Here is a 20,071-nt window from a genome sequence, read left to right on the forward strand (position 1 = left end):
TGGAGGTTTCCCGTGACCGACGACAGCGTTCAGGGCGCGAAGTCCGCTCTCTCAAAGATTCGCAACATCGGTATTACCGCTCACATTGATGCCGGTAAGACGACAACAACAGAGCGTATGCTCTATTACACCGGTATGTCCCATCGTATCGGTGAAGTGCATGACGGGAACACCACAACCGACTACATGGAGCAGGAGCGTGAGCGCGGCATCACCATCACGTCTGCTGCCGTGACCTGCGAGTGGGACGGCCACCGCATCAACATCATCGACACCCCTGGCCATATCGACTTCAACATCGAGGTGAACCGTTCCCTCCGTGTGCTCGATGGCGCCATCTTCGTGATTGAAGGTGTGGCTGGCGTGCAGCCGCAGTCCGAGACCAACTGGCGTCTGGCTGACCGCTACAACGTGCCCCGCATCATCTTCATCAACAAGCTGGACCGTACCGGTGCCGACTTCGACTACGCCTTCAGCACACTGAAGGAGAAGCTGGACATCGTGGCCATTCCGCTTCAGCTGCCGATCGGCTCTGAAGAGAACATGGTCGGTGTGGTGGACCTGGTGGAAATGCGTGCCATCGTCTGGGAAGGCGGTGAGCTGGGCGCCAAGTTCCACTATGAAGAGATTCCGGCCGACATGAAGGAGCGTGCCGAGGAAGCCCGCCAGAACCTGCTCGATACCGCCCTGAGCGTCGATACCGCCGCCATGGAAGAGTATTTCGAGAAGGGTGAGGTGGATGTCGCAACCCTGAAACGCTGCATCAAGAAGGGCACCATCGCTGGTGAGTTCCGTCCTGTGCTGTGCGGTACGGCCTTCAAGAACAAGGGTGTGCAGCCGCTTCTGGATGCCGTGGTGGATTATCTGCCAGCACCGGACGAAGTCGAGGGCATCCGTATTGCTCCGCCGGAAGACAAGGAAGTTGACGAGAGCTTCCTGCCGATCATCCCGGTGGACCCGGAAGGTAAATTTGCTGGTCTGGCCTTCAAGATCATCTCCGACAAGTACGGTACACTGACCTTCGTCCGTGTCTATCGTGGCGTGCTGAACACGGGTGACACCGTATTGAATACCACCAAGGGCACGAAGGAACGCGTTGGCCGCATGTTCCAGATGCACGCTGACAAGCGTCAGGAAGTGAAGTCTGTTGGTGCTGGTGACATTGCTGCCTTCGTTGGTCTGAAAGATACCGTGACAGGTGACACGCTGGCCGATGCAGCTGATCCGGTCATTCTGGAGCGCATGCAGTTCCCGGTTCCGGTGATCGACATTTCTGTCGAGCCGAAGACCAAGGACGCCGTCGAGAAGATGACGCTGGCTCTCCAGAAGCTGACAGCCGAAGATCCGTCCCTGCATCTGCGGACAGACCAGGAAACGGGTCAGACCATTCTTTCCGGTATGGGTGAGCTGCATCTGGACATCATCGTGGACCGTCTGCGCCGTGAATATGGCGTTGATGCCAACATCGGTGCCCCGCAGGTTGCTTACCGTGAGACGATTACCCAGTCTCACACCGAGACCTACACCCACAAGAAGCAGTCCGGTGGTTCCGGTCAGTTCGCTGAGGTGAAGATCACCTTCGAGCCGCTGACGGAGAAGGGTGCCGAGGAGATTCTGTTCGAGAACAAGATCGTCGGTGGTGCCGTGCCGAAGGAATATATCCCGGCTGTCGAAAAGGGCGTGCGCATGCAGTCCACGACGGGTGTACTGGCTGGCTTCGATACGGTGGGCTTCAAGTTCACTCTGGAAGACGGTAAGTACCACGACGTTGACTCTTCGGCCCTGGCCTTCGAAATCGCTGCCAAGGCCTGCTTCCGTGAAGGTATGAAGAAGGCCGGTCCGGTCATTCTGGAGCCGATCATGGATGTGGAGATCACCACGCCGAACGATCACGTCGGTGACGTGGTGGGTGACCTCAACCGTCGTCGTGGTATCATCCAGAACCAGGAGACCTCGGGTTCCACGGTTCTGATCCGCTCCCAGGTGCCGCTGAAGGAAATGTTCGGGTACATTTCCCATCTGCGTTCTGCCACGAAGGGCCGTGCGTCCTTCACCATGCAGTTCCACCACTACGAGCCGGTGCCTCGTAACGTGCAGGATGAGATCATCGCAGAGCGTAGCTGATACGTTCCCTGCTGACTGTTCTGTGAGGGAGGCCCTCCGCCAGCGTGCTGGCGGGGGGTTTTCTTTTTGCGTCTGCTTGACAGGTATTATGGGATCGTGTTTTTGAGAGGGAACGGTGATGGATTGCCACCGGGTTCCTTGTGGGCCGAACCGCCACCCGGTTGCCGGGGAAGGCTGATGATTCCTGCCAACAGAATCCCTCGCAGTGATCGGTGAGGGTGCGTTAGGGGGAATTTGTCATGTTGTTTTTCCAGAAAAGCGTTTCTTTTTTGTCCCGTCTGTTTCAGTGGTTCTGTGTACTGGTACCGCTGGCAGTTGTGGTGGGCAGTTTTTGCGCTCTTTTCCTCTGGATGCTGGAATGGGTGACGCAATACCGGTTTGACCATCCTGACATTCTCTATGGATTGCCTCTCGCCGGTGTGGCCGTGGCCCTGTCCTATTACTGGTGGGGCGGTCGTGCAGGAGGCGGTAATAATCTCATCCTTGATGAAATCCACAAACCTTCGGAAGGGGTACCGCTGCGCATGGCCCCGCTTGTGTTCATCGGGACAGTGGTCAGTCACCTTTTTGGGGCATCCGTGGGGCGTGAAGGCACTGCCGTGCAGATGGGTGGAAGTCTGGCCAGCAGTTTTGCCCGACTGTTCCGGCTGGACAGCCGCAACACGAGCATTCTGCTGACAGCTGGTGTAGCCTCCGGCCTTGGCGCCGTGTATGGCACGCCCATCACGGGGGCGGTCTTTGGCCTGGAAGTCCTGACCCTTGGTACGTTGGATTATTCTGCCCTGCTGCCTGTGGCTGTTACGTCCATCATTGCGGACTGGACATGCCATCAATGGGGGATACATCATGCGGTCTATTCCGTTACATTCAGGGGATTGGCAGCCCCAGGGCAGACGCCTTTCCATGTTGATGCCCTGCTGTGGGTAAAGGTTGCTGTGGCGGCTGTGGCTTTCGGGTTTGCCAGCCGTGCCTTTGCGGAGGGTGTGTACAGGCTTGGTCCGGTCATCAAGAAAATCTGTCCGACACCCTGGTTGCAGCCAGCCATTGGCGGTGTCGTGACCATTCTGCTGGTCTGGCTGCTGGGAACACGGGATTATCTGGGCCTTGGTGTCGTGGCACCGGAGGCGGGCGGAGCGTCCATCGTCAATTTTTTCAGCACGACCCATTATGAGTGGAGCTGGCTGCTGAAGCTGGTTTTCACAGTCCTGGCTCTTGCCACAGGCTACAAGGGAGGAGAGGTTACGCCTCTGTTCTTTGTAGGAGCTGGACTGGGAAATGCCCTTGCACCGGTGCTCGGTGTGCCTGGTGATCTTCTGGCCGGTGTGGGGATGGTGGCCGTGTTCGGTGGAGCCGTCAATACGCCTCTGGCCTGTACGGTCATGGGGGTGGAGCTGTTTGGTGGGACGAACATTGTCTATTACGCCACGGGCTGTTTCATCGCCTATCTCTGCTCAGGGCATACGGGGATTTACCTGTCCCAGAAAGTGGGGGTGCCCAAAATATGGCGACCTGATTTTGTCCCTGGTATAGCGCTGCGCCGTACGAGGGAAGGTATCTGGACAGAAGACTGAACGTCTCCAGAATGGATGGAGAGGAACGTGGGAAGAGTGTGGATCGTCTCCGTTTTGCAAGTCTGTGAGGATAGAAAAAGGGCCTCTTTCCACTGGGAAGGAGGCCCTTTTTCATGGTCGTGTTTCGCCTGATGGAGGAATGTCAGCCGAAGCAGTGATTGGCGTGCATGATGGCCACGCCGACCTCCCGGAGCAGGTCGAAGGCGTTTTGCAGTGGCTGGAATATCTCCCGATGCTCACGGGCAAAGCCCTGTGCCACAGCAGCGCCACCCGGTTCACCGAAATCGAGATCGGCAATGCTGGGGGCCGTGATGGGGAAGAGGTCATCCAGCAGGCGGAGAGCCCGTGGCACATCAAGACACAGGATGAGTGTCGTGATGGCTTCCCGTGTCAGAGTACCACGGGGACCGAAATAGGGGATGTGTGTTCCCAGGGTCCAGATGCGGTCCATCAGAGCAAAGCGGATGACGTGCAGGAGCTTTTCATCCACATCCATGCGAGGGGCTTCAGGCCATGCAGAGCGCAGGGCGATATCTTCCCTCTGGATGCGCCGGAACAGGGCCGGGACGCTCTTCCAGAATTCCAGCTCCTCAAGGTCACGGGCAATGTTGAGGAAATGGACCCGATCATCAGCATTGTCGCAGTCCGCAGCCCGGTTCAGCCATGTACCGGGGTCCAGCTGATGGATGGTGGCCCGGAGGACATCAAGGTCTGAATGGTTCAGAGCCTGGGAGGCAAAATCCATAAGCTGGCGGAAGCGGGGCGAGCTGTGACGCAACCGTTCAAACTGCTCTGTATGGCGGCGGGCAGCACTGCCGAGACCATGCAGGACATTGGCCCACCAGCCCAGCTGCTGGAGAATGGCATTGTTGGGGATGGCCCGGATCTGGCTTGGATGGGTTATGCGTGTTACCCGTGCTGTATCGGACTGACGTGCAGAGGGGCGGGAGCCGGTCTTGTCCACCAGTGCCGGGCCGAAGGCGCTGAGGAGGGCGGTATAGCCCGGGTCGTTCACCAGGTCACCCATCTTCAGGGCGATGGTGGAGAAGAAGTCCATGGCGAAATCGGGTTTGTTGAAAAGTGGATCATTCAGCTTGTCAGCCGCAATGGGCTCGCCCTGGGCTGCCACGAATTCAGCCAGTGTTGCAATGGTGGAGGCCGCCAGCCTGTCCGTACCGAAGGCGAGGTAGCCGTCCCCTCCCTGAAACGCAGCTTCAACCCGGCTTGTAATGCCCGCCTTGTGCAGCGCCTGCCTTGTGTTGGCCGGAGAGAAATATTCCAGACGCTCTTTCAGGCTGAAAGGATGGGCACCGCGGCCAATGCTTTCACCATGGGTATCGAACATGGTCAGGGCGATGTCTTCCAGCCCATGTTCTTTCATCAGCTCCAGTGTCCGCAGGCGCAGGCGTTCCACCATGGGGCCGGCCGCCAGCTGGCCGACATAACGCCCGGAATCCGAATAACCGAACTGGAGGGACAGGCGCCCATTGGCCCGGAGATAGGCCCGCCAGTGTGGTGAGCGGAAGGCTTCCTCCAGAATCTCGGCACCGTTCTCCAGAGCCGTTTCCGTTTCGAAGAGTGGGGAAATCTCGATCTGGTCATCACGGATGCCAAAGAGCCGGGCCAGCCATAGTGTGGCCAGCAGGGTGTAGCCGCTTTCCGTCTCGGCAATCAGGAAGCGGATGGGGGAGCCGGAATCCACATGTTTGAGGATCTGCGCCATCGTCATCATCAGGCGTGAGGCGGCACTGGGCTCTACCAGCAGGGCCCCGAAATCGATGGCCAGCGGCTTGAGGTCATCCATGGCGGCATCAATATGGGAGAGAAGCGCCCGACGATGGAAAGGCAGGGTCGGATCATCTGTCAGGCCCAGCCTTGTACGGGCCACGTTGTAAATCTGGGCTGCATTGAGGCGGGTATGGATGTGGGACAGTCCAAGCCCGTGATTGAGGAACCCCGTACGCATGACATCCAGCCGATGGGCTTTTTCACCATCCAGCCGGGCTGCCTCCTCACGGAAGAGAGGGCGTAGCTCATCAGCATTGAGCAGGGCCGTTTCCCGCAGGTCGATGAGGACATGGGCGAAGCGGGCGATGTCTTCCGGTTTCATGGTCTGGCCGGGGACAGAGCGGGGGCAGATGTCACGCTGCTTTTGCGTGGCGGCAAGGGCTTCGGCCACACGCCGGCTCAGCACACCTTCTTTCAGCCCGATCTGTTCCAGTCCTTCAAGCAGACGTTCCAGCTGGGCAATCTTGAGGCCAAGACGGATGCGGATGGTGTCCCACCAGCCAATGTCATTGCGGCCATCCGTATCAAACCCGACCCAGCTGGCCAGCCGGACAGGGGCAGGGGTCATCTCGTTGGCTTCAGGCCAGCGGCGACGGGCTGTCTGGAGGATCTCCATGGTAAGGCTGTCCAGCGCATCCCGCCCACGGGTGATGGCAGCCAGGGCAAGAGACTGTTCTTCATCCAGTGTTGGAGGCGCACTGCGGCGATGCGTTGGCAGGGTGGGAACAGGGCAGGACGGATCCTCCGCCCGACGGGCCAGAAGTTCGTACACATCATTGGCCAGAGCGAAGGTGGGATGAGCGGTGAAGACAGCAGCAAAACCGGTGACGGAGAGGTCATCCGGTGTCCGTGCCTGTGCGACAAGCTGCTCGGCGACCTTGCGCAGCCGGGGCTCCGGCGGGCATTCGGCTCCGTCATGCTCCAGCCCCACATACCGGCGCAGGGCGTCGGCCCGGGTCATGAAGTTGCGGTCCCGTAACAGACGTACGGTCTGACCGATTGCTTCCAGACCATTTTCCGTACCTGCCTTTTTCGCAAGGGAAATGATCAGGCTGGAAAAATCATGCGGAGAGTATGTCAGCGCAGTGGTGCAGGATTCAATCAGTTCAGCAGGCGATGCGTCAGTCTGGGAGGCGCAATCTGGCATGGGGAACAGTCTCGCTTGTCTTGGTCTCATATGGGCCGGGAACGGTGTGGCTCCATCGCCGGCGTGATCGTTCCTGTATAGGCTCAATTGTGATAAAGCGCCAAGTCTTGTTAATAAGAAGTGCTTTCTGTTCGGCCTGCCTGAAGTTGGCAGGAGGGCGGCAACCAACGGTCATGCAGGAGGGCAGTCCATCGTCATGTTTCTTCCGGTGAGGAAAAACGGGGCCTCTCTCTGGGCAGGCCTGTTGCTGGTGGGGACGTCCGTGCTGGCTGTCATCAGCCGTCTGAGCGTCTGGCAGAAGCTGTTTGGCCCCTCACTCTGGCTGGAAATGCTGCGGGCTGGCAGCCAGGCGGGTGTCGTGGGGGGGCTTGCAGACTGGTTTGCCGTTACGGCCCTGTTCCGGCATCCTCTTGGGCTTCCCATACCGCATACGGCCATCCTGCCACAGAGAAAGGCCCAGCTGGGGGATGCGCTGGGCCGTTTCATGGCTGAGCATTTCCTGACAGAAGAAGAAATGCTGCGCCTGCTGGAAGGTGCCGATCTGCCAGCGGCCTTGGCCCGTCTTCTTCAGAAAAAGGAGACGGAAGAGGTTCTGCTGCGTCACCTTCGTGGTCTGGCCCCGGCGGTGCTGGAGCGCATCGGAGATGGACGGGGAGGCTCTTTTCTGGTCACCCTTTTTCCGACCCTAATGAAAAGGGATGACGTTACGGCACTTGTCATCCGTGCCCTGAGAGCCATGGTGGATGAGGATATCCATCAGGAAGTCTTTTCTTTCTTTCTGGCGCAGTTCAAGGAGTTGGTCAGCACGAAGGAGGATGACCTGCACCGGTTTGTGGAGAGGCGGGTGCGTGAGCAGGGGGGGCGGCTGGTTGGCTGGGCCATCGGGGCCTCGGTGGCCACGCAGGTGCTGACAGCCCTGAAGGCGGAGCTGGGCCGGGTGGACCCCATGGATTCCGATATCCGGCATGGGTTTACACGCTGGGTAAAACGGAAAATCCAGGATCTGGACGATGACCCGGAGAGCGCCCGTCAGCTCATGGGCAGCATCACGTCTTTTTTCGCACACGAGAGTGTGAAGGAATGGGGTGGCGGTTTGTGGCGGCGGCTCTGCCTGATGGTGGAGGAAGATAGTCGGCGGGATGATGGGTTGAGTACGCAGGCACTGCGGACTGCCTACCAGCAGCTGACGGGGACGCTCCTGCAAAGGACAGACCTGGCCAGCCAGCTGGACAGGGCGGTCCGGCAGGCTATCGTGAAATCCCTGCCGCAGATGCGGAAGAATGTAGCGGGGATGATTGCCCGTGTTATCGGACGCTGGGATGCCAAGAGCCTGTCAGCCCGGCTGGAGGCTGGTATCGGGAAAGATCTGGCCTATATTCGTGTCAATGGCACTGTCGTCGGCTTTGTGATAGGTGCCGTGCTGGAGGGGCTGCTTGTCTGTCTTGTTCCGTGATTGGGTATTTTTTAACAAAATATGAAAAACGCTTTATCCTGGCGGCACATAAGGCTTGACCATCGGGAAAATATGGGTCACTCCCTTGAATGGGGACCTGTTGGGTCTTAAATAGAGAATCATTGATATAGGATGTAGGTTTTTCATTGTGCTGAGACTGTCCAAACTGGCTGATTATGCGACCGTTGTTCTCGTGCGTCTTGGTGTGCGTGGTGATCTGGCCACGGCAGCGTCTTTGGCGCAGGAGACGGGGGTGCCAGAGCCAACAGTTGCCAAACTGTTGAAAGGGCTGGCAGCAGGTGGGCTGGTTGTCTCTTTCCGTGGTGCCCGGGGCGGCTATCGCTTGGCCGAGGAGCTGGCCGACATCTCCGTGGCCCGGGTCATCAGCGTGGTGGATGGTCCCATCTGCGTGACAGCCTGCTGTGATGGCAAGGAATGTGCACATGGTGAGACCTGCGGTCTGTCAGGGCAGTGGGATATGGTCAATGCAGCGGTCCGGCAGGCCCTGGAGACCATCACTCTGGCCGATATGGCCAACCCCGATCTGAAATTCGATCCGTCCTCTGCCACATCGGTGGAAGCGACAATGCATAGGCCTGAGGAACAGGGAGAATGTCATGCCGGCTGTGTCAGAAACCCGTGAAGCGGTCGAGAAACTGGCAAAGTCCAATTACGAATGGGGCTTTGAGACCAATGTGGAGATGGACCTCGCCCCGAAGGGGCTGAATGAGGACATCGTCCGGCTGATTTCTGCCCGCAAGAAAGAGCCGCAGTGGATGCTGGACTGGCGGCTGAAGGCCTTCCGTGCCTGGCAGGACATGAGCGAACCGGACTGGGCGAAGATCAAGCATCCGCCGATCGACTATCAGGACGCCCATTACTTCGCCCAGCCGAAGAAGAAATCAGGCCCGAAGAGCCTTGATGAGGTCGATCCCGAACTGCTCAGGACATATGAGAAGCTCGGCATCCCCCTGCATGAGCAGGAAATGCTGGCCGGCGTGGAAGGGGCAGGGCAGAAGACACCCGTTGCTGTTGATGCGGTGTTTGACAGCGTGTCCGTGGCCACGACCTTCCGCAAGACCCTGGCCGAGGCCGGGGTGATTTTCTGCCCGATTTCCGAAGCCATCATCGAGCATCCCGAGCTGGTGAAGAAATACCTGGGCACGGTCGTGCCAGTGGCGGACAATTTCTTCTCGGCCCTGAACTCGGCCGTCTTTACCGATGGTTCCTTCGTGTACGTGCCCAAGGGGGTGCGTTGCCCGATGGAGCTGTCCACCTATTTCCGCATCAATGCCCGCAATACGGGGCAGTTTGAGCGGACGCTGATCATTGCCGAGGACCAGGCCACTGTTTCCTATCTGGAAGGCTGCACGGCCCCGCAGCGTGATGAGAACCAGCTTCATGCCGCCGTGGTCGAGCTGGTGGCGATGGAAGATGCCTTCATCAAATATTCCACGGTGCAGAACTGGTACCCGGGGGATGAGAACGGCAAGGGCGGCATCTACAACTTCGTGACCAAGCGGGGCATCTGCAAAGGTGATCGTGCCCGCATCTCATGGACACAGGTCGAAACCGGTTCTGCCATCACGTGGAAGTATCCGTCCTGCATTCTGGCGGGGAAGGGTTCTGTCGGTGAGTTCTATTCCGTTGCGGTGACGAATGGACATCAGCAGGCCGATACGGGTACGAAGATGATCCATCTCGCCCCGGATACACGGTCCACCATCGTGGCGAAGACCATATCCGCTGGACAGTCGGACAGCACCTATCGTGGGCTTGTCCGGATGCAGCCCAAGGCTCGCAACGGTCGGAACTTCACGCAGTGTGACAGCCTGCTGATCGGTGACCAGTGCGGTGCCCATACGGTGCCTTACATTGAGAGCCGCAACATGAGTGCGCGCATCGAGCATGAGGCGACGACATCCAAGATTTCCGAGGACCAGCTCTTCTACTGCCGGTCCCGTGGTTTTTCAGAAGAAGAAGCCGTTGGCCTGATCGTGAACGGTTTCTGCCGGGAAGTCCTCAAGGAACTTCCGATGGAATTTGCTGTGGAAGCACAGAAGCTGCTTCAGATCAGCCTGGAAGGGAGCGTTGGTTGAGCTATGAGTGATTTTCTGAAGATTGAGGGGCTGAAGGCCCAGATCGATGCTGACGGCACCCCCAAGGAAATTCTGAAGGGTCTGGACCTCACGATCCCCAAGGGAGAGGTTCACGCCATCATGGGGCCGAACGGCTCTGGCAAGTCCACGCTCTCCTATGTTCTGGCGGGGCGTGAGGATTACGAGGTGACAGGTGGTTCCGCCCATTTCAAGGGGCAGGACCTGCTGGAGCTGGAGCCGGAAGAACGTGCGGCACTGGGTGTGTTTCTGGCCTTCCAGTCCCCGGTGGAACTGCCCGGTGTCAACAACGCCAACTTCCTGCGGACGGCAGTAAACGCCGTGCGCAAGGCCCGTGGTGAGGAGGAGCTGGATGCCGTGTCCTTCCTCAAGCTGGCACGGGAGGAAACCAGCCGCCTTTCCATGTCCGGCGAGATGCTCAAGCGGGCCGTGAATGTCGGCTTCTCCGGTGGTGAGAAGAAGCGCAACGAGGTGCTCCAGATGCGCCTGCTCAAGCCTTCTCTGGCCATTCTGGACGAGACGGACAGCGGGCTGGACATCGATGCGCTGCGTATCGTGGCGGAGGGTGTGAACTCCCTGCGTGGGCCGGACTTCTCATCACTGGTGATTACCCATCACCAGCGTCTGCTGGAATATATCGTGCCGGACCGTGTGCATGTCATGGCGCACGGACGCATCATCCATAGTGGCGGCCCGGAAGTGGCAACACTGCTGGAAAAACAGGGCTACAAACAGTTTCTTGAGGCGGCAGCGTGAGTGAGAACAGTGCAGCAGCCTGGCAGGCCCTGACGGGGCGTGCCGGAGAGCGTGCAGCCCTGCTGGGAGCGGAAGGGCTGCCAACACGTCGGGTGGAGGCATGGCATTACACGCCACTCCAGTCCCTGAACGGGATTGCCTGGCAGGAGGCTCCAGCCCTTGAAGCCGCCACCGTGAAGCAGCGTGTGGAAGCCCTGAACCTGCCAGAGCATGATGGCCTGCTGGTCTTTGCCAATGGCCGGTTCTGCAAGGAGCTGTCCCACTTGCCAGACTGCATGGACGTGCAGGAATATGGTGACGGTTCTGCCGTGCAGCCGCTGCTGGCGGGGCGTTTCTCTGCCGGTCTGAATGCGGCCCTCCGTCAGCCGGGGGCACGGCTTCATGTTCCGGCCGGGACGGATGCCGGGCTGATCGTCATGGTCAGCCTGACGGAAGGGGATGGCGTGTCCACCCATCTCCATCACAGTGTCACGCTGGATGAGGGGGCGCAGCTGACCCTGCTGGATGTCCAGCTTGGCACGGGGCAGTATCTGACCAATCCGCAGGTGGATGTCCATTGTGCGGACAAGGCGCATCTCAGCCACATCACGCAGCAGGCTGAAAGCCATGAGGCCGCCCGTCTGGCCATTGTCGGGGCCCGTGTGGGTGAGCGTGGCAATTATGACAGCTTCACGCTCAATCAGGGGGGCGTGCTGGCCCGTCAGGAAGTCGTCACCCAGCTGTCTGGCCCGTTCAGCAACACGAACGTCAATGCGATCCAGCTTGTCGATGGTGCCCGGCTGAACGACCTGTCTTCCATGATCCATCATGCGTCACCGGACTGCACGTCCCGCCAGACGGTGCGGAGCGTGCTGTCGGAAAACGGACAGGGTGTCTTCCAGGGGAAGATTCTGGTGGACCAGATCGCCCAGAAGACTGATGGCTACCAGATGAACCAGGCCCTGCTCCTGTCCGAAAAGGCACAGATGAACAGCAAGCCGGAGCTTGAGATTTACGCTGATGACGTCAAGTGCAGCCACGGTGCGACCGTTGGTGCGCTGGATGAAGACCAGCTTTTCTATCTCCGCTCCCGTGGGGTCCAGGAGGAGCAGGCCCGTGACATGCTGGTTCAGGCCTTCCTTCTGGAAACGGTGGAACTGGTGGAGCATGAAAGCCTGCGGGACTATTTGCTGAAAGCGTTGCCCGGCCATGTCTGATAACGTGCGTGCCCGCTTCCCCATCCTGTCCGAAACGGCTCATGGCCGTCCGCTGGTCTTTCTGGACAGCGCAGCCTCTGCCCAGAAGCCGGACTGTGTCATCGAGGCGATGAGCGAAGCGGCACGGCACTGTTACGCCAATATCCATCGTGGTCTGTATGACATGAGCGAGCGGACCACGCAGGCTTATGAAGCCGTGCGTGATGATGTGGCCCGGTTCCTCAATGCGGCGGACCGGCGGGAGATCGTGTTTACCAAGAACAGCACGGAGGGCCTCAATCTGCTGGCCCATTCGCTGGGCAGCCAGCTTAGGCCCGGGCAGGCCGTGCTGATCTCCGCTCTGGAGCACCATGCCAACATCGTGCCGTGGCTCATGCTGCGGGACAGGCTGGGCATCGAGCTGCGTGTGGCCCCCATCAATGCGGATGGGGACATCGATCTTGCCGCTTATGAAGAGCTGCTGGGTGATGGCCGTGTTGCGCTGGTTTCCGTCACGCACATGTCCAACGTGCTGGGGACCATCACGCCCGTGAAAAAGCTGGCGGAGCTGGCCCACAGGCACGGGGCGAAAGTCATCGTGGATGGCTCCCAGTCCATCGTCCACCGCAGGGTGGACGTGCAGGCTCTGGGGGCGGATTTCTTCGTCTTTACCGGCCACAAGCTTTATGGGCCTACGGGTGTCGGCATCCTCTGGGGCAGGCTGCCCCTGCTGGAGGAGATGCCGCCTTTTCTGGGGGGAGGGGACATGATCCGCTCCGTCTCGTTCGAGAAGGCAAGCTGGGCCGATGCGCCGCACAAATTCGAGGCTGGCACGCCCGCCATTCTGGAAGTGCTGGGTCTGGGAGCCGCCATCCGTTTCGTGGAGGAGCTGGGGGCAGACGTGATTGAAGCACATGAGCGTGATCTGGTCTCTTATGCCCAGAAGGTGCTTGAAAAGACGGATGGTGTGAGCATCATGGGAAACCCGGTGGAGCGGGGCGGTGTCTTCTCATTTCAGGTGGAGGGGGCACACCCGCATGATCTTGCCGTACTGCTGGATCAGCAGGGCATTGCCATCCGGGCCGGGCAGCATTGTGCTGAACCGCTGATGCAGGAGCTGGGCGTGCAGGCAACCGCCAGAGCCAGTTTTGCCATTTATACGACACGTGACGAGATAGACGCTCTGGCCCACGGCATTGAGCGTGCGCGTGCCTTACTTGCGTGAGGATGTCATGACAGAAACAGACGAGCTGAAGAGCAGAGATGAGGCGGTTTCTTCCGCTGTGGAAGAGAACGTTCCCGCCGGGCCGTCTGTTCCGACACGGGAGCAGGCCTATGCGGGGCAGGAGGAGCTTGTTCCACCCCCCGTGGATGCGCCGCCACAGCAGGATGAGGTCATCGCCGCCATCGAGACCGTCTTTGACCCGGAGATTCCGGTCAACGTCTACGAGCTGGGGTTGATCTACGCCATTGACCTGCATGATGACGGGCGTGTGGATATTGAGATGTCCCTCACGGCCCCGAACTGCCCGAGTGCGCAGGAGCTGCCCCAGATGGTGCGCTATGCCGTGCTGTCCGTTCCGACCGTGCGGGAAGTGACCGTCAAGGTGGTCTGGGATCCGCCGTGGGACATGAGCCGGATGAGCGACAATGCCCGTCTTGCCCTGAACATGTTCTGATCCTGAATGAACACGCTGGAAACTGAAGATCGGGAGGGTACCCTCATGACAGATACTGCCCCCAAACGCAGCCTGCCACCCCTGATGACCATGACAGACCGGGCTGCCGCCCGCCTGAAGACCCTGTATGAGGGAGCCGAGAAGGGAAAGTTCCTGCGCATCAGCGTGGGCAAGCGTGGCTGTTCCGGCATGTCTTACGAGATGAATTTCGTGCCGGAAGTCCAGAAAGGGGATGAGCGGATCGAGGATCACGGGCTGACCCTGCTGGTGGACAGCAAGGCGACGCTCTTCCTGATCGGCACGGTCATGGATTATGAGGTGAAGGAGCTGGAATCAGGATTCACCTTCACCAACCCCAATGAGAAGGGCCGCTGTGGCTGCGGGGAGAGTTTCCACGTCTGATGGTGGAAGCAAGCGCAACGTGATGAAGCGGGAGGGAGGTTATCCCTTCCGCTTTTTTTCGGCTTTGCGGATGCGTTTCGGATCTCTGGAAAGAACCAGCACGGTCTCGACATCCGTGGACCAGAGAAACTGGTCGATCACGGTCCATGACAGCACGGCAAAACCGGCCTGCTTCAGGGCGGGGAGTTCTTTTTCCAGCGCAGCTGGATTGCAGCTGACATAGACCACATCCTGCACTTTGGAGCGCAGAAGGGAGGCCAGCTGCTTGCCTGAGCCAGCATGGGGCGGGTCCAGCACGACAACACGGGCCTGATTCAGTTCAGGCGGCAGGAGGGGCTGGCGATTCAGGTCCCGCTCGGAGCCTTCTGCACGGCTGCCGTGGGTAGCGGCACGGAGGGAGGCGATAGCCGCCCTGTCGCCCTCATAGGCCTGCACGAAACCGTGCTGGGCCAGCGGGAAGGTCAGGGTTCCGCATCCAGCATACAGCTCGATGATCCGGTCCTTCCGGTTCAGCGGCGGCAGACCGGCAAGAACGGCTTCACGGATGGCCTGCTCACCTTCCTGACTGGCCTGAAGAAAACTGGCTGGTGGGGGTGAGACCCTGACACCGCCAAAATGATGGAAGACCGGCCCCGTCTGTGCAGCCGTTTCCATCACCCTGCCGGGAGCCGGACGCCATGTGATGCGTGGAATCCCATGGTCCCGTGCAAAAGCGGCCAGTTTTTCCCTGTCAGAACCACTCAGGGGAGCGGGTGTCTCCAGCGTCAGGTCCGGGCCGCTGTCCAGAAGGTTGATGGCCAGATTGCCACGCCCTGTCAGGGCACCAAGGGAGGAGAGGCACTCACGGAGTGGAGGAAGCAGCTTCAGCAGTTCCGGGCGGATGAGGGGACATTCCGTCATGTCCACCGGGTCACCACCCCGTTGATGCAGCCCGAGAATGATGCCCCCCGGTACCCTTTGCAGGGCTACGTCCAGCCGCTGGCGGCTGTGAGGGGGCGTCTGGTACAGGGCAGGTTCTGGCAGGTCCGTAAAGCCGCTTCTGTTCAGGGCACGCTGGACCTGATCCTTTTTCCACTCCAGCAGGGCGGTCTGGTCCATGTGCTGGAGGGCACAGCCGCCGCAGAAGTCGGACAGGGAGCAGGGCGCTTCTACCCGATGGGGGGATGTGCTTTCCCGCTCCAGAAGTTCCGCTTCGCCGTCATGGAATCGCAGATGCAGTTGCTCGCCCGGCAGGGTTCCGGGAATGTACCAGGCCCGCCCCTCATGACGCACCATCCCGTCTCCCGAACGGCCGAGCTGTTCGACAGTGGCGTGAATCTGCGTGGACGTTTCCATCATGAGTCGGACGGATCACGTGGTTCCGGCAGGAAGCTGACCTTCATGAAAGCAGGTACATTCTCGCCAAAGCCATCCTGCATCCCGTTCTTTTCCGGTACGGGTGGCAGCAGTTCGGCTCGGCCGGACCGCTTGTGGTCATGCTTGCGGGCTTCCGGCAGAGGATCACGCTCCGGCTGCTTCTTGCGGGCCGGACGGTCTTCCTGCTTCGGTTCGGCAGTTTTCCTGTTTCTGCCATTCCGCTGCTGACCCTTGCTCTCATCCTTGGCGGAGGCAGGGGAGGCATCCTCCTCTCCACGCCATTCAAGATGGCGGAAGCCTTTTACAGTCAGTGGCTCGATCGTCTTGCCTGTCAGGCTCTCGACGGCCTCGAGCAGCTTCTGCTCATCAGGTGTGGCCAGACTGTAGGCCTTGCCTTCCTTGCCGGCACGGCCCGTGCGGCCAATACGGTGGACGTAATCTTCCGCATTGAAAGGCAGGTCATAGTTGAAGACATGGGACAGCCCGCCAATGTCAATGCCACGGGCCGCCACGTCGGAGCAGACGAGAATCTGGAGATCACCTGTGCGGAAGCGCTCAAGGGTTTCGAAACGCAGGTCCTGCGTCAGGTCGCCATGCAGGTGGCCGACAGAGAATTTCTGCCGTGTCAGATGGCGTTCCAGTGTGTCCACGTCACGCTTGCGGTTGCAGAAGATGATGGCGTTCTGCACGTCATCCTGCCGCAGCAGGGCGCAGAGGGCACGGCTCTTGTCCTTCTTCTCCACGACCAGCAGGCCCTCGGTAATGGTGCTGGCAACGGAGGACTGGCGGGCGACGGTGATTTCCTTGGGACTGTTCAGGAAATTGTCGGCCAGACGGCGGATCTCCGGAGCCATGGTGGCGGAGAAGAAAAGGGTCTGGCGCCGTCTGGGCAGCAGGCTCACGATGCGCTCAATATCGGGAATGAAGCCCATGTCCAGCATACGGTCGGCCTCATCAATGACGAGAAGGTCAGTCTGCGTCATCAGCAGTCCGCCCCGTTCGAACATGTCGAGCAGCCGCCCCGGGGTGGCGATGAGGACGTCCACGCCACGGTTGAGCAGTTCCTTCTGCTCGTTCATCTTGCCGCCACCGATCAGCAGAGCGTGGGTGAGGCGCAGATGCGCCCCGTACTGCTTGAAGTTCTCGGCAACCTGGAGGGCAAGCTCACGGGTGGGTTCCAGAATGAGCGAACGGGGCATCCTGGCCCGGGCTCGGGATTTGGAGAGCTTCTCCAGCATCGGCAGGGTGAAGGAGGCCGTCTTGCCGGTGCCAGTCTGCGCCACGCCAAGGACGTCACGCCCGGTCAGAATCTCTGGCACGGCCTGTGCCTGGATGGGCGTGGGATGAGTATAGCCCATTTCCTCCACGGCCCGGAGGATCGGTTCGGAAAGACCAAGATCGCTGAAGAGGATACGGCTTTCCGAGCCGGTCTCGGTGGGTGTTCCCTCAGCTGGTTTTTCTGTCTGCGGCTCAGCCGTTTCTGCTTCAGCCTTCTTCGCTCTTTTCCGGCGAGGCTTGGCTGGTGTGGCGGATGCCTTGTCTTCCGTTCCGGCTGGTGCGGCGCTGCCTGCCGTGGTTTCGACCGTTTCTTCAGCAGCTTTCCGACGGGTGGAAGGGCGGCGTGTTGGAGGGGTAGCCGACTCTTCGTGGCCGTCCACGGTTTCCGTGGCCGGTGTGGCTTCGGCCGTCTTTTTGCGGCGTGTGCGAGGCGTTGCCGGTTTTTTTTCCGGGACGTCGGCTTTGGCAGTTTCTGTTTCGGCTGTTTTTCTGGTGCGGGTAGTCGCCCTGCGTTTGCGTGCGGGGGGAGCTTCCTCACTCCCGGTATCTGCTGTGGGGTCTGCCGGGGCAGATGCTTCCTCAGCAGTGGCAGCCTTGAGGCGGGTGCGCTTTACCGTTTTCTTTGCCGGAGTGGAGGCGCTGCTTTCTGTCGCCTCATCTGGGGAGGGAGCATCTTCTGGCGTGGGTTTCACGCTGCGGCGGCGCGTCGTGCGCTTGGGTTTCTCGGCAGGCTCCGCAGCTTCAGCAGCCGGGGCTGTCTCATCAGCAGCCGTGGCGGCTGGAGTCGTGGCTTTCTTCCTGGTACCGGCTGTCGTGCTGCGGCGTCGCGTGGCTGGCTTGCGGGCGGCAGTGGTGGTGTCATCCTGCACAGTATCGTCCGCTGGGTGTTCCGTCCCGGTTTCTGTCCCGGTGCGGGGTGTCTTCGTGCGGGGAGTGGACGTTTTCCGCACGCGGCTGGTGCTGCTGCGGGTCTTGGACGGACCAGAGGATGGTTTACTGCTCAAATGACTCTCGGAATGTTTCTGTTACAGGGCAGGCTGCCCGGCAGCCTGTCGGGCAGATGAAAGGCAACCGGAGAGGAAGGGTATCAGCCTCTCCGGTTCGTTAATATCCGTTATCGTCAAATGCCGTTTTTGGCAAGGTAATAGGCGGTCGCTCACGGTGAAGAGAGCTGGATGTCAGGCGCCGCCACCAAGAGCACCGGCGATGATGGCGATGATGCCTGCCAGCGCCATGAGGGCTGCCCGCCGATGCAGGGAGCTGAAAAGCTGCGGCTGAGGGCGGATGGCACGCCGTGCTGCCCGCAGTGGGCCGAAAAGCATGCTCAGGAAAATAACGATCATCACCAGCCCGCAGAAGGCCATGAGGTGGAACGGCCAAGGCAGATAGGCGCCTGCATGGATGATGAGGGCGATTCCGCTGAGGACAGCCACAGGGACGACGTGGCAGAGCGCCTTGAGATAACGGCCATAGGTCTGAAGCAGAACCGTGTTGGCCTGCTGTGCTTCCAGCAGGCGGACGCTGCGGCGGGACTGGAGGCAGAAGATGGCGCCACCGACCCAGTAGGTGATGCAGAGGAGATGCAGGGCGAGGATGAGCCCCCAGAGAATGGAACTGGTCATGGTCAATCCGTAACGTGTAACTGAGTGATTGGCCACGTCTTATAGAGGGAAGATTCCATTATGTCCTGTTTTCCGTATCAGGAAGCCCTGTCGCAGGCTCTTCTGGCTCCTGAGGATACACGGCGGATGGATCATGCCATGGCATCGACTCTGCCTGTAATCATGGAGAGAGCTGGCATGATGGCTGCCCGGGCTGTCTGCCAGCATGTCCGGCCCTGCCGGGCTCTGGTGGCCTGTGGGCCAGGGAACAATGGGGGCGATGGCCATGTGCTGGCCCGTCATCTGGCCGAGCGTGGCTGGCCTGTGTCCGTGGCGGTGCTGCATCCGCCTGAGCCTGGCAGTCTGGCTGACAGGATGGCAAAGCGCTGGCATGGGCCGGTGGTGGCTTTCACGCAGGAGGAGGCCCGACGGGCTGATCTGGTGATTGATGCCGTATTCGGTGCTGGCATGAACCGGTCCCTGCCGGAATGTGTCGAAGATTTCTTTGCTGCGGCACGGCAGATCATTGCCATTGACGTTCCATCTGGTCTGGACGGTGCTACAGGGGCGTGTTCGGGGCGTGTGGCAGCCTGCCGGATGACCATTGCCCTGATCCGCAAAAGGCCGGGCCATCTGCTGGAACCAGGGCGGTCGCTCTGTGGTGAGGTTGTCTGCGTCGATCTGGCGGCGCCTGCCGCTGCCATGATCCAGATGGAGAGTGTCCGGCTGTGGGAGAATGCACCGGGTTTATGGCGGCTCCCGGCGCAGAGGCCTGGGGACCACAAATACAGACGGGGCGTGGTAAGCATCTGTGGTGGTGCTGCCATGCACGGTGCCGCCTTGTTTGCGTTCGAGGCAGCCCGGCATGTCGGTGCCGGGCTTGTCCGCCTTACGGTGCCAGCCGAGGCTGCCACGCTGTACCGACTCGCTTCACCGGCTGCTATTGTGGATGCACAGCCCATGGAGCAGGCGCTGGAGGATGAGCGTCGGCACGTCTGGGTCTGTGGCCCCGGCCTGTGTCTGGAGGAGGTGGAGCGGACACTGCCATGCCTTCAGAAGTCTGGTCGAACAATCGTGGCTGATGCCGGTGCGCTGTCATGGGCGGCCGGGCACCCCGAGCGACTGAAGGGGGTTTCCGTCATGACGCCGCACATGGGTGAGTTTTCCCGCCTTTTCGGGCAGGTGGAGGGGAGCCGTCTGGAGGCCGCACGGCGCGCTGCAGCCCAGTTGGGTGTCGTGGTTGTTCTGAAGGGAGCCGATACGGTCATTGCGGCTCCGGATGGCCGTTTGTCCATCAACGTCCACGCCACGCCAGCTCTGGCCATTGCCGGGGCAGGGGATGTGCTGAGTGGGCTTGTTGGGGCCTTTCTCGCCGCAGGGCTGCCCGCCTGGGAGGCTGCTGCGGCGGCTGTCTGGGTTCATGGTGAGGCAGGACGGCGTGCTGCCCGCAGGAAAGCAGGCTGGATCGTACCGGAAGACCTTTTTGGAGAGCTGGGGGCGGCCCGGCATGCGGCTTCCAAGAGGCCTGAAGGGGACAGTGTGTGCGTGAGGGCAGAATAACAGGACCGCCCATGGCAGAAATGACATCTTTGCAAAGAGAAACCCTTGCCGATGCCTGTCTCAT

15 protein-coding genes and 1 riboswitch are annotated in these 20,071 nt (G+C 60.3%); of the genes, 11 read left to right on the forward strand and 4 right to left on the reverse strand.

Translation table 11 applies throughout. The features are described 5' to 3' along the window. Positions 1–12 precede the first annotated feature (12 nt). On the forward strand, positions 13–2,124 hold the full coding sequence (gene fusA / locus CO583_RS00535; RefSeq protein ID WP_043559890.1) for an elongation factor G: 2,112 nt from the start codon (positions 13–15) through the stop codon (positions 2,122–2,124). A gap of 105 nt (positions 2,125–2,229) precedes the next feature. Then, a riboswitch (Fluoride riboswitch) is annotated at positions 2,230–2,318 on the forward strand. A gap of 45 nt (positions 2,319–2,363) precedes the next feature. Beyond that, positions 2,364–3,695, forward strand: coding sequence for a voltage-gated chloride channel family protein (locus CO583_RS00540; protein ID WP_408902054.1), 1,332 nt, complete (start codon positions 2,364–2,366; stop codon positions 3,693–3,695). Positions 3,696–3,837: 142 nt separating this feature from the next. Here the strand turns inward: CO583_RS00540 and CO583_RS00545 are convergent, their stop codons facing one another. After that, positions 3,838–6,630 (reverse strand): phosphoenolpyruvate carboxylase, encoded by a 2,793-nt coding sequence (locus CO583_RS00545; protein ID WP_248630525.1) that lies wholly within the window; start codon positions 6,628–6,630, stop codon positions 3,838–3,840. Between the two features lie 196 nt (positions 6,631–6,826). Here CO583_RS00545 and CO583_RS00550 point away from each other — a divergent pair, with 196 nt between their 5' ends. The 8 genes from CO583_RS00550 to CO583_RS00585 all read left to right on the forward strand — a co-directional run bounded on the left by CO583_RS00550 (position 6,827) and on the right by CO583_RS00585 (position 14,212). Continuing rightward, positions 6,827–8,083 carry a DUF445 domain-containing protein gene (locus tag CO583_RS00550; RefSeq protein WP_081563235.1) on the forward strand — a complete coding sequence of 419 codons (1,257 nt, stop codon included), beginning with the start codon at positions 6,827–6,829 and terminating at the stop codon, positions 8,081–8,083. A gap of 148 nt (positions 8,084–8,231) precedes the next feature. Beyond that, positions 8,232–8,726, forward strand: a complete 495-nt coding sequence (locus CO583_RS00555; RefSeq protein WP_081563234.1) for an SUF system Fe-S cluster assembly regulator — start codon at positions 8,232–8,234, stop codon at positions 8,724–8,726. Then, positions 8,701–10,182, forward strand: coding sequence for a Fe-S cluster assembly protein SufB (gene sufB, locus CO583_RS00560; RefSeq protein WP_086441718.1), 1,482 nt, complete (start codon positions 8,701–8,703; stop codon positions 10,180–10,182). The genes CO583_RS00555 and sufB overlap by 26 nt, the downstream gene beginning before the upstream one ends. A gap of 3 nt (positions 10,183–10,185) precedes the next feature. Then, positions 10,186–10,956, forward strand: a complete 771-nt coding sequence (gene sufC / locus CO583_RS00565) for a Fe-S cluster assembly ATPase SufC (protein WP_043559896.1) — start codon at positions 10,186–10,188, stop codon at positions 10,954–10,956. Beyond that, the gene (sufD, locus tag CO583_RS00570; RefSeq protein ID WP_248630524.1) at positions 10,953–12,152 is read left to right on the forward strand and encodes a Fe-S cluster assembly protein SufD; all 1,200 of its coding nucleotides are present in this window, start codon (positions 10,953–10,955) and stop codon (positions 12,150–12,152) included. Before sufC ends, sufD begins: the two co-directional genes overlap by 4 nt. Continuing rightward, positions 12,145–13,356, forward strand: a complete 1,212-nt coding sequence (locus CO583_RS00575) for an aminotransferase class V-fold PLP-dependent enzyme (protein ID WP_248630523.1) — start codon at positions 12,145–12,147, stop codon at positions 13,354–13,356. The genes sufD and CO583_RS00575 overlap by 8 nt, the downstream gene beginning before the upstream one ends. 7 nt (positions 13,357–13,363) lie before the next feature. Next, positions 13,364–13,810, forward strand: a complete 447-nt coding sequence (locus CO583_RS00580) for an SUF system Fe-S cluster assembly protein (RefSeq protein ID WP_081563230.1) — start codon at positions 13,364–13,366, stop codon at positions 13,808–13,810. A gap of 45 nt (positions 13,811–13,855) precedes the next feature. Beyond that, positions 13,856–14,212 (forward strand): iron-sulfur cluster assembly accessory protein, encoded by a 357-nt coding sequence (locus tag CO583_RS00585; protein ID WP_043561127.1) that lies wholly within the window; start codon positions 13,856–13,858, stop codon positions 14,210–14,212. Positions 14,213–14,251: 39 nt separating this feature from the next. Here CO583_RS00585 and CO583_RS00590 read toward each other — a convergent pair whose 3' ends face one another. From CO583_RS00590 to CO583_RS00600, 3 genes are all read right to left on the reverse strand, one after another. Then, positions 14,252–15,550 (reverse strand): class I SAM-dependent RNA methyltransferase, encoded by a 1,299-nt coding sequence (locus CO583_RS00590; protein WP_248630522.1) that lies wholly within the window; start codon positions 15,548–15,550, stop codon positions 14,252–14,254. Next, complete coding sequence (locus CO583_RS00595) at positions 15,547–17,538, reverse strand: DEAD/DEAH box helicase (protein WP_248630579.1); 1,992 nt, start codon at positions 17,536–17,538, stop codon at positions 15,547–15,549. Before CO583_RS00595 ends, CO583_RS00590 begins: the two co-directional genes overlap by 4 nt. A gap of 486 nt (positions 17,539–18,024) precedes the next feature. Continuing rightward, positions 18,025–18,468 carry a hypothetical protein gene (locus CO583_RS00600; RefSeq protein WP_043559900.1) on the reverse strand — a complete coding sequence of 148 codons (444 nt, stop codon included), beginning with the start codon at positions 18,466–18,468 and terminating at the stop codon, positions 18,025–18,027. 60 nt (positions 18,469–18,528) lie between these two features. Between CO583_RS00600 and CO583_RS00605 the strand changes: the two genes are divergently transcribed. Further along, complete coding sequence (locus CO583_RS00605) at positions 18,529–20,007, forward strand: NAD(P)H-hydrate dehydratase (RefSeq protein ID WP_248630521.1); 1,479 nt, start codon at positions 18,529–18,531, stop codon at positions 20,005–20,007. Positions 20,008–20,071 lie beyond the last annotated feature (64 nt).

Origin of the sequence: Parasaccharibacter sp. TMW2.1882 (assembly GCF_023337635.1) — a bacterium.
Classification (GTDB): domain Bacteria; phylum Pseudomonadota; class Alphaproteobacteria; order Acetobacterales; family Acetobacteraceae; genus Bombella; species Bombella apis.

What these genes read in the sequence shown, in the direction of transcription:
- CO583_RS00540 (WP_408902054.1), top strand. Translation starts at nt 2,364, where the DNA reads ATGTTGTTTTTCCAGAAAAGCGTTTCTTTTTTGTCCCGTCTGTTTCAG.
- CO583_RS00545 (WP_248630525.1), bottom strand. Translation starts at nt 6,630, where the DNA reads ATGCCAGATTGCGCCTCCCAGACTGACGCATCGCCTGCTGAACTGATT.
- CO583_RS00550 (WP_081563235.1), top strand. Translation starts at nt 6,827, where the DNA reads ATGTTTCTTCCGGTGAGGAAAAACGGGGCCTCTCTCTGGGCAGGCCTG.
- sufB (WP_086441718.1), top strand. Translation starts at nt 8,701, where the DNA reads ATGCCGGCTGTGTCAGAAACCCGTGAAGCGGTCGAGAAACTGGCAAAG.
- sufC (WP_043559896.1), top strand. Translation starts at nt 10,186, where the DNA reads ATGAGTGATTTTCTGAAGATTGAGGGGCTGAAGGCCCAGATCGATGCT.
- CO583_RS00575 (WP_248630523.1), top strand. Translation starts at nt 12,145, where the DNA reads ATGTCTGATAACGTGCGTGCCCGCTTCCCCATCCTGTCCGAAACGGCT.
- CO583_RS00580 (WP_081563230.1), top strand. Translation starts at nt 13,364, where the DNA reads ATGACAGAAACAGACGAGCTGAAGAGCAGAGATGAGGCGGTTTCTTCC.
- CO583_RS00585 (WP_043561127.1), top strand. Translation starts at nt 13,856, where the DNA reads ATGACAGATACTGCCCCCAAACGCAGCCTGCCACCCCTGATGACCATG.
- CO583_RS00590 (WP_248630522.1), bottom strand. Translation starts at nt 15,550, where the DNA reads ATGATGGAAACGTCCACGCAGATTCACGCCACTGTCGAACAGCTCGGC.
- CO583_RS00600 (WP_043559900.1), bottom strand. Translation starts at nt 18,468, where the DNA reads ATGACCAGTTCCATTCTCTGGGGGCTCATCCTCGCCCTGCATCTCCTC.
- CO583_RS00605 (WP_248630521.1), top strand. Translation starts at nt 18,529, where the DNA reads ATGTCCTGTTTTCCGTATCAGGAAGCCCTGTCGCAGGCTCTTCTGGCT.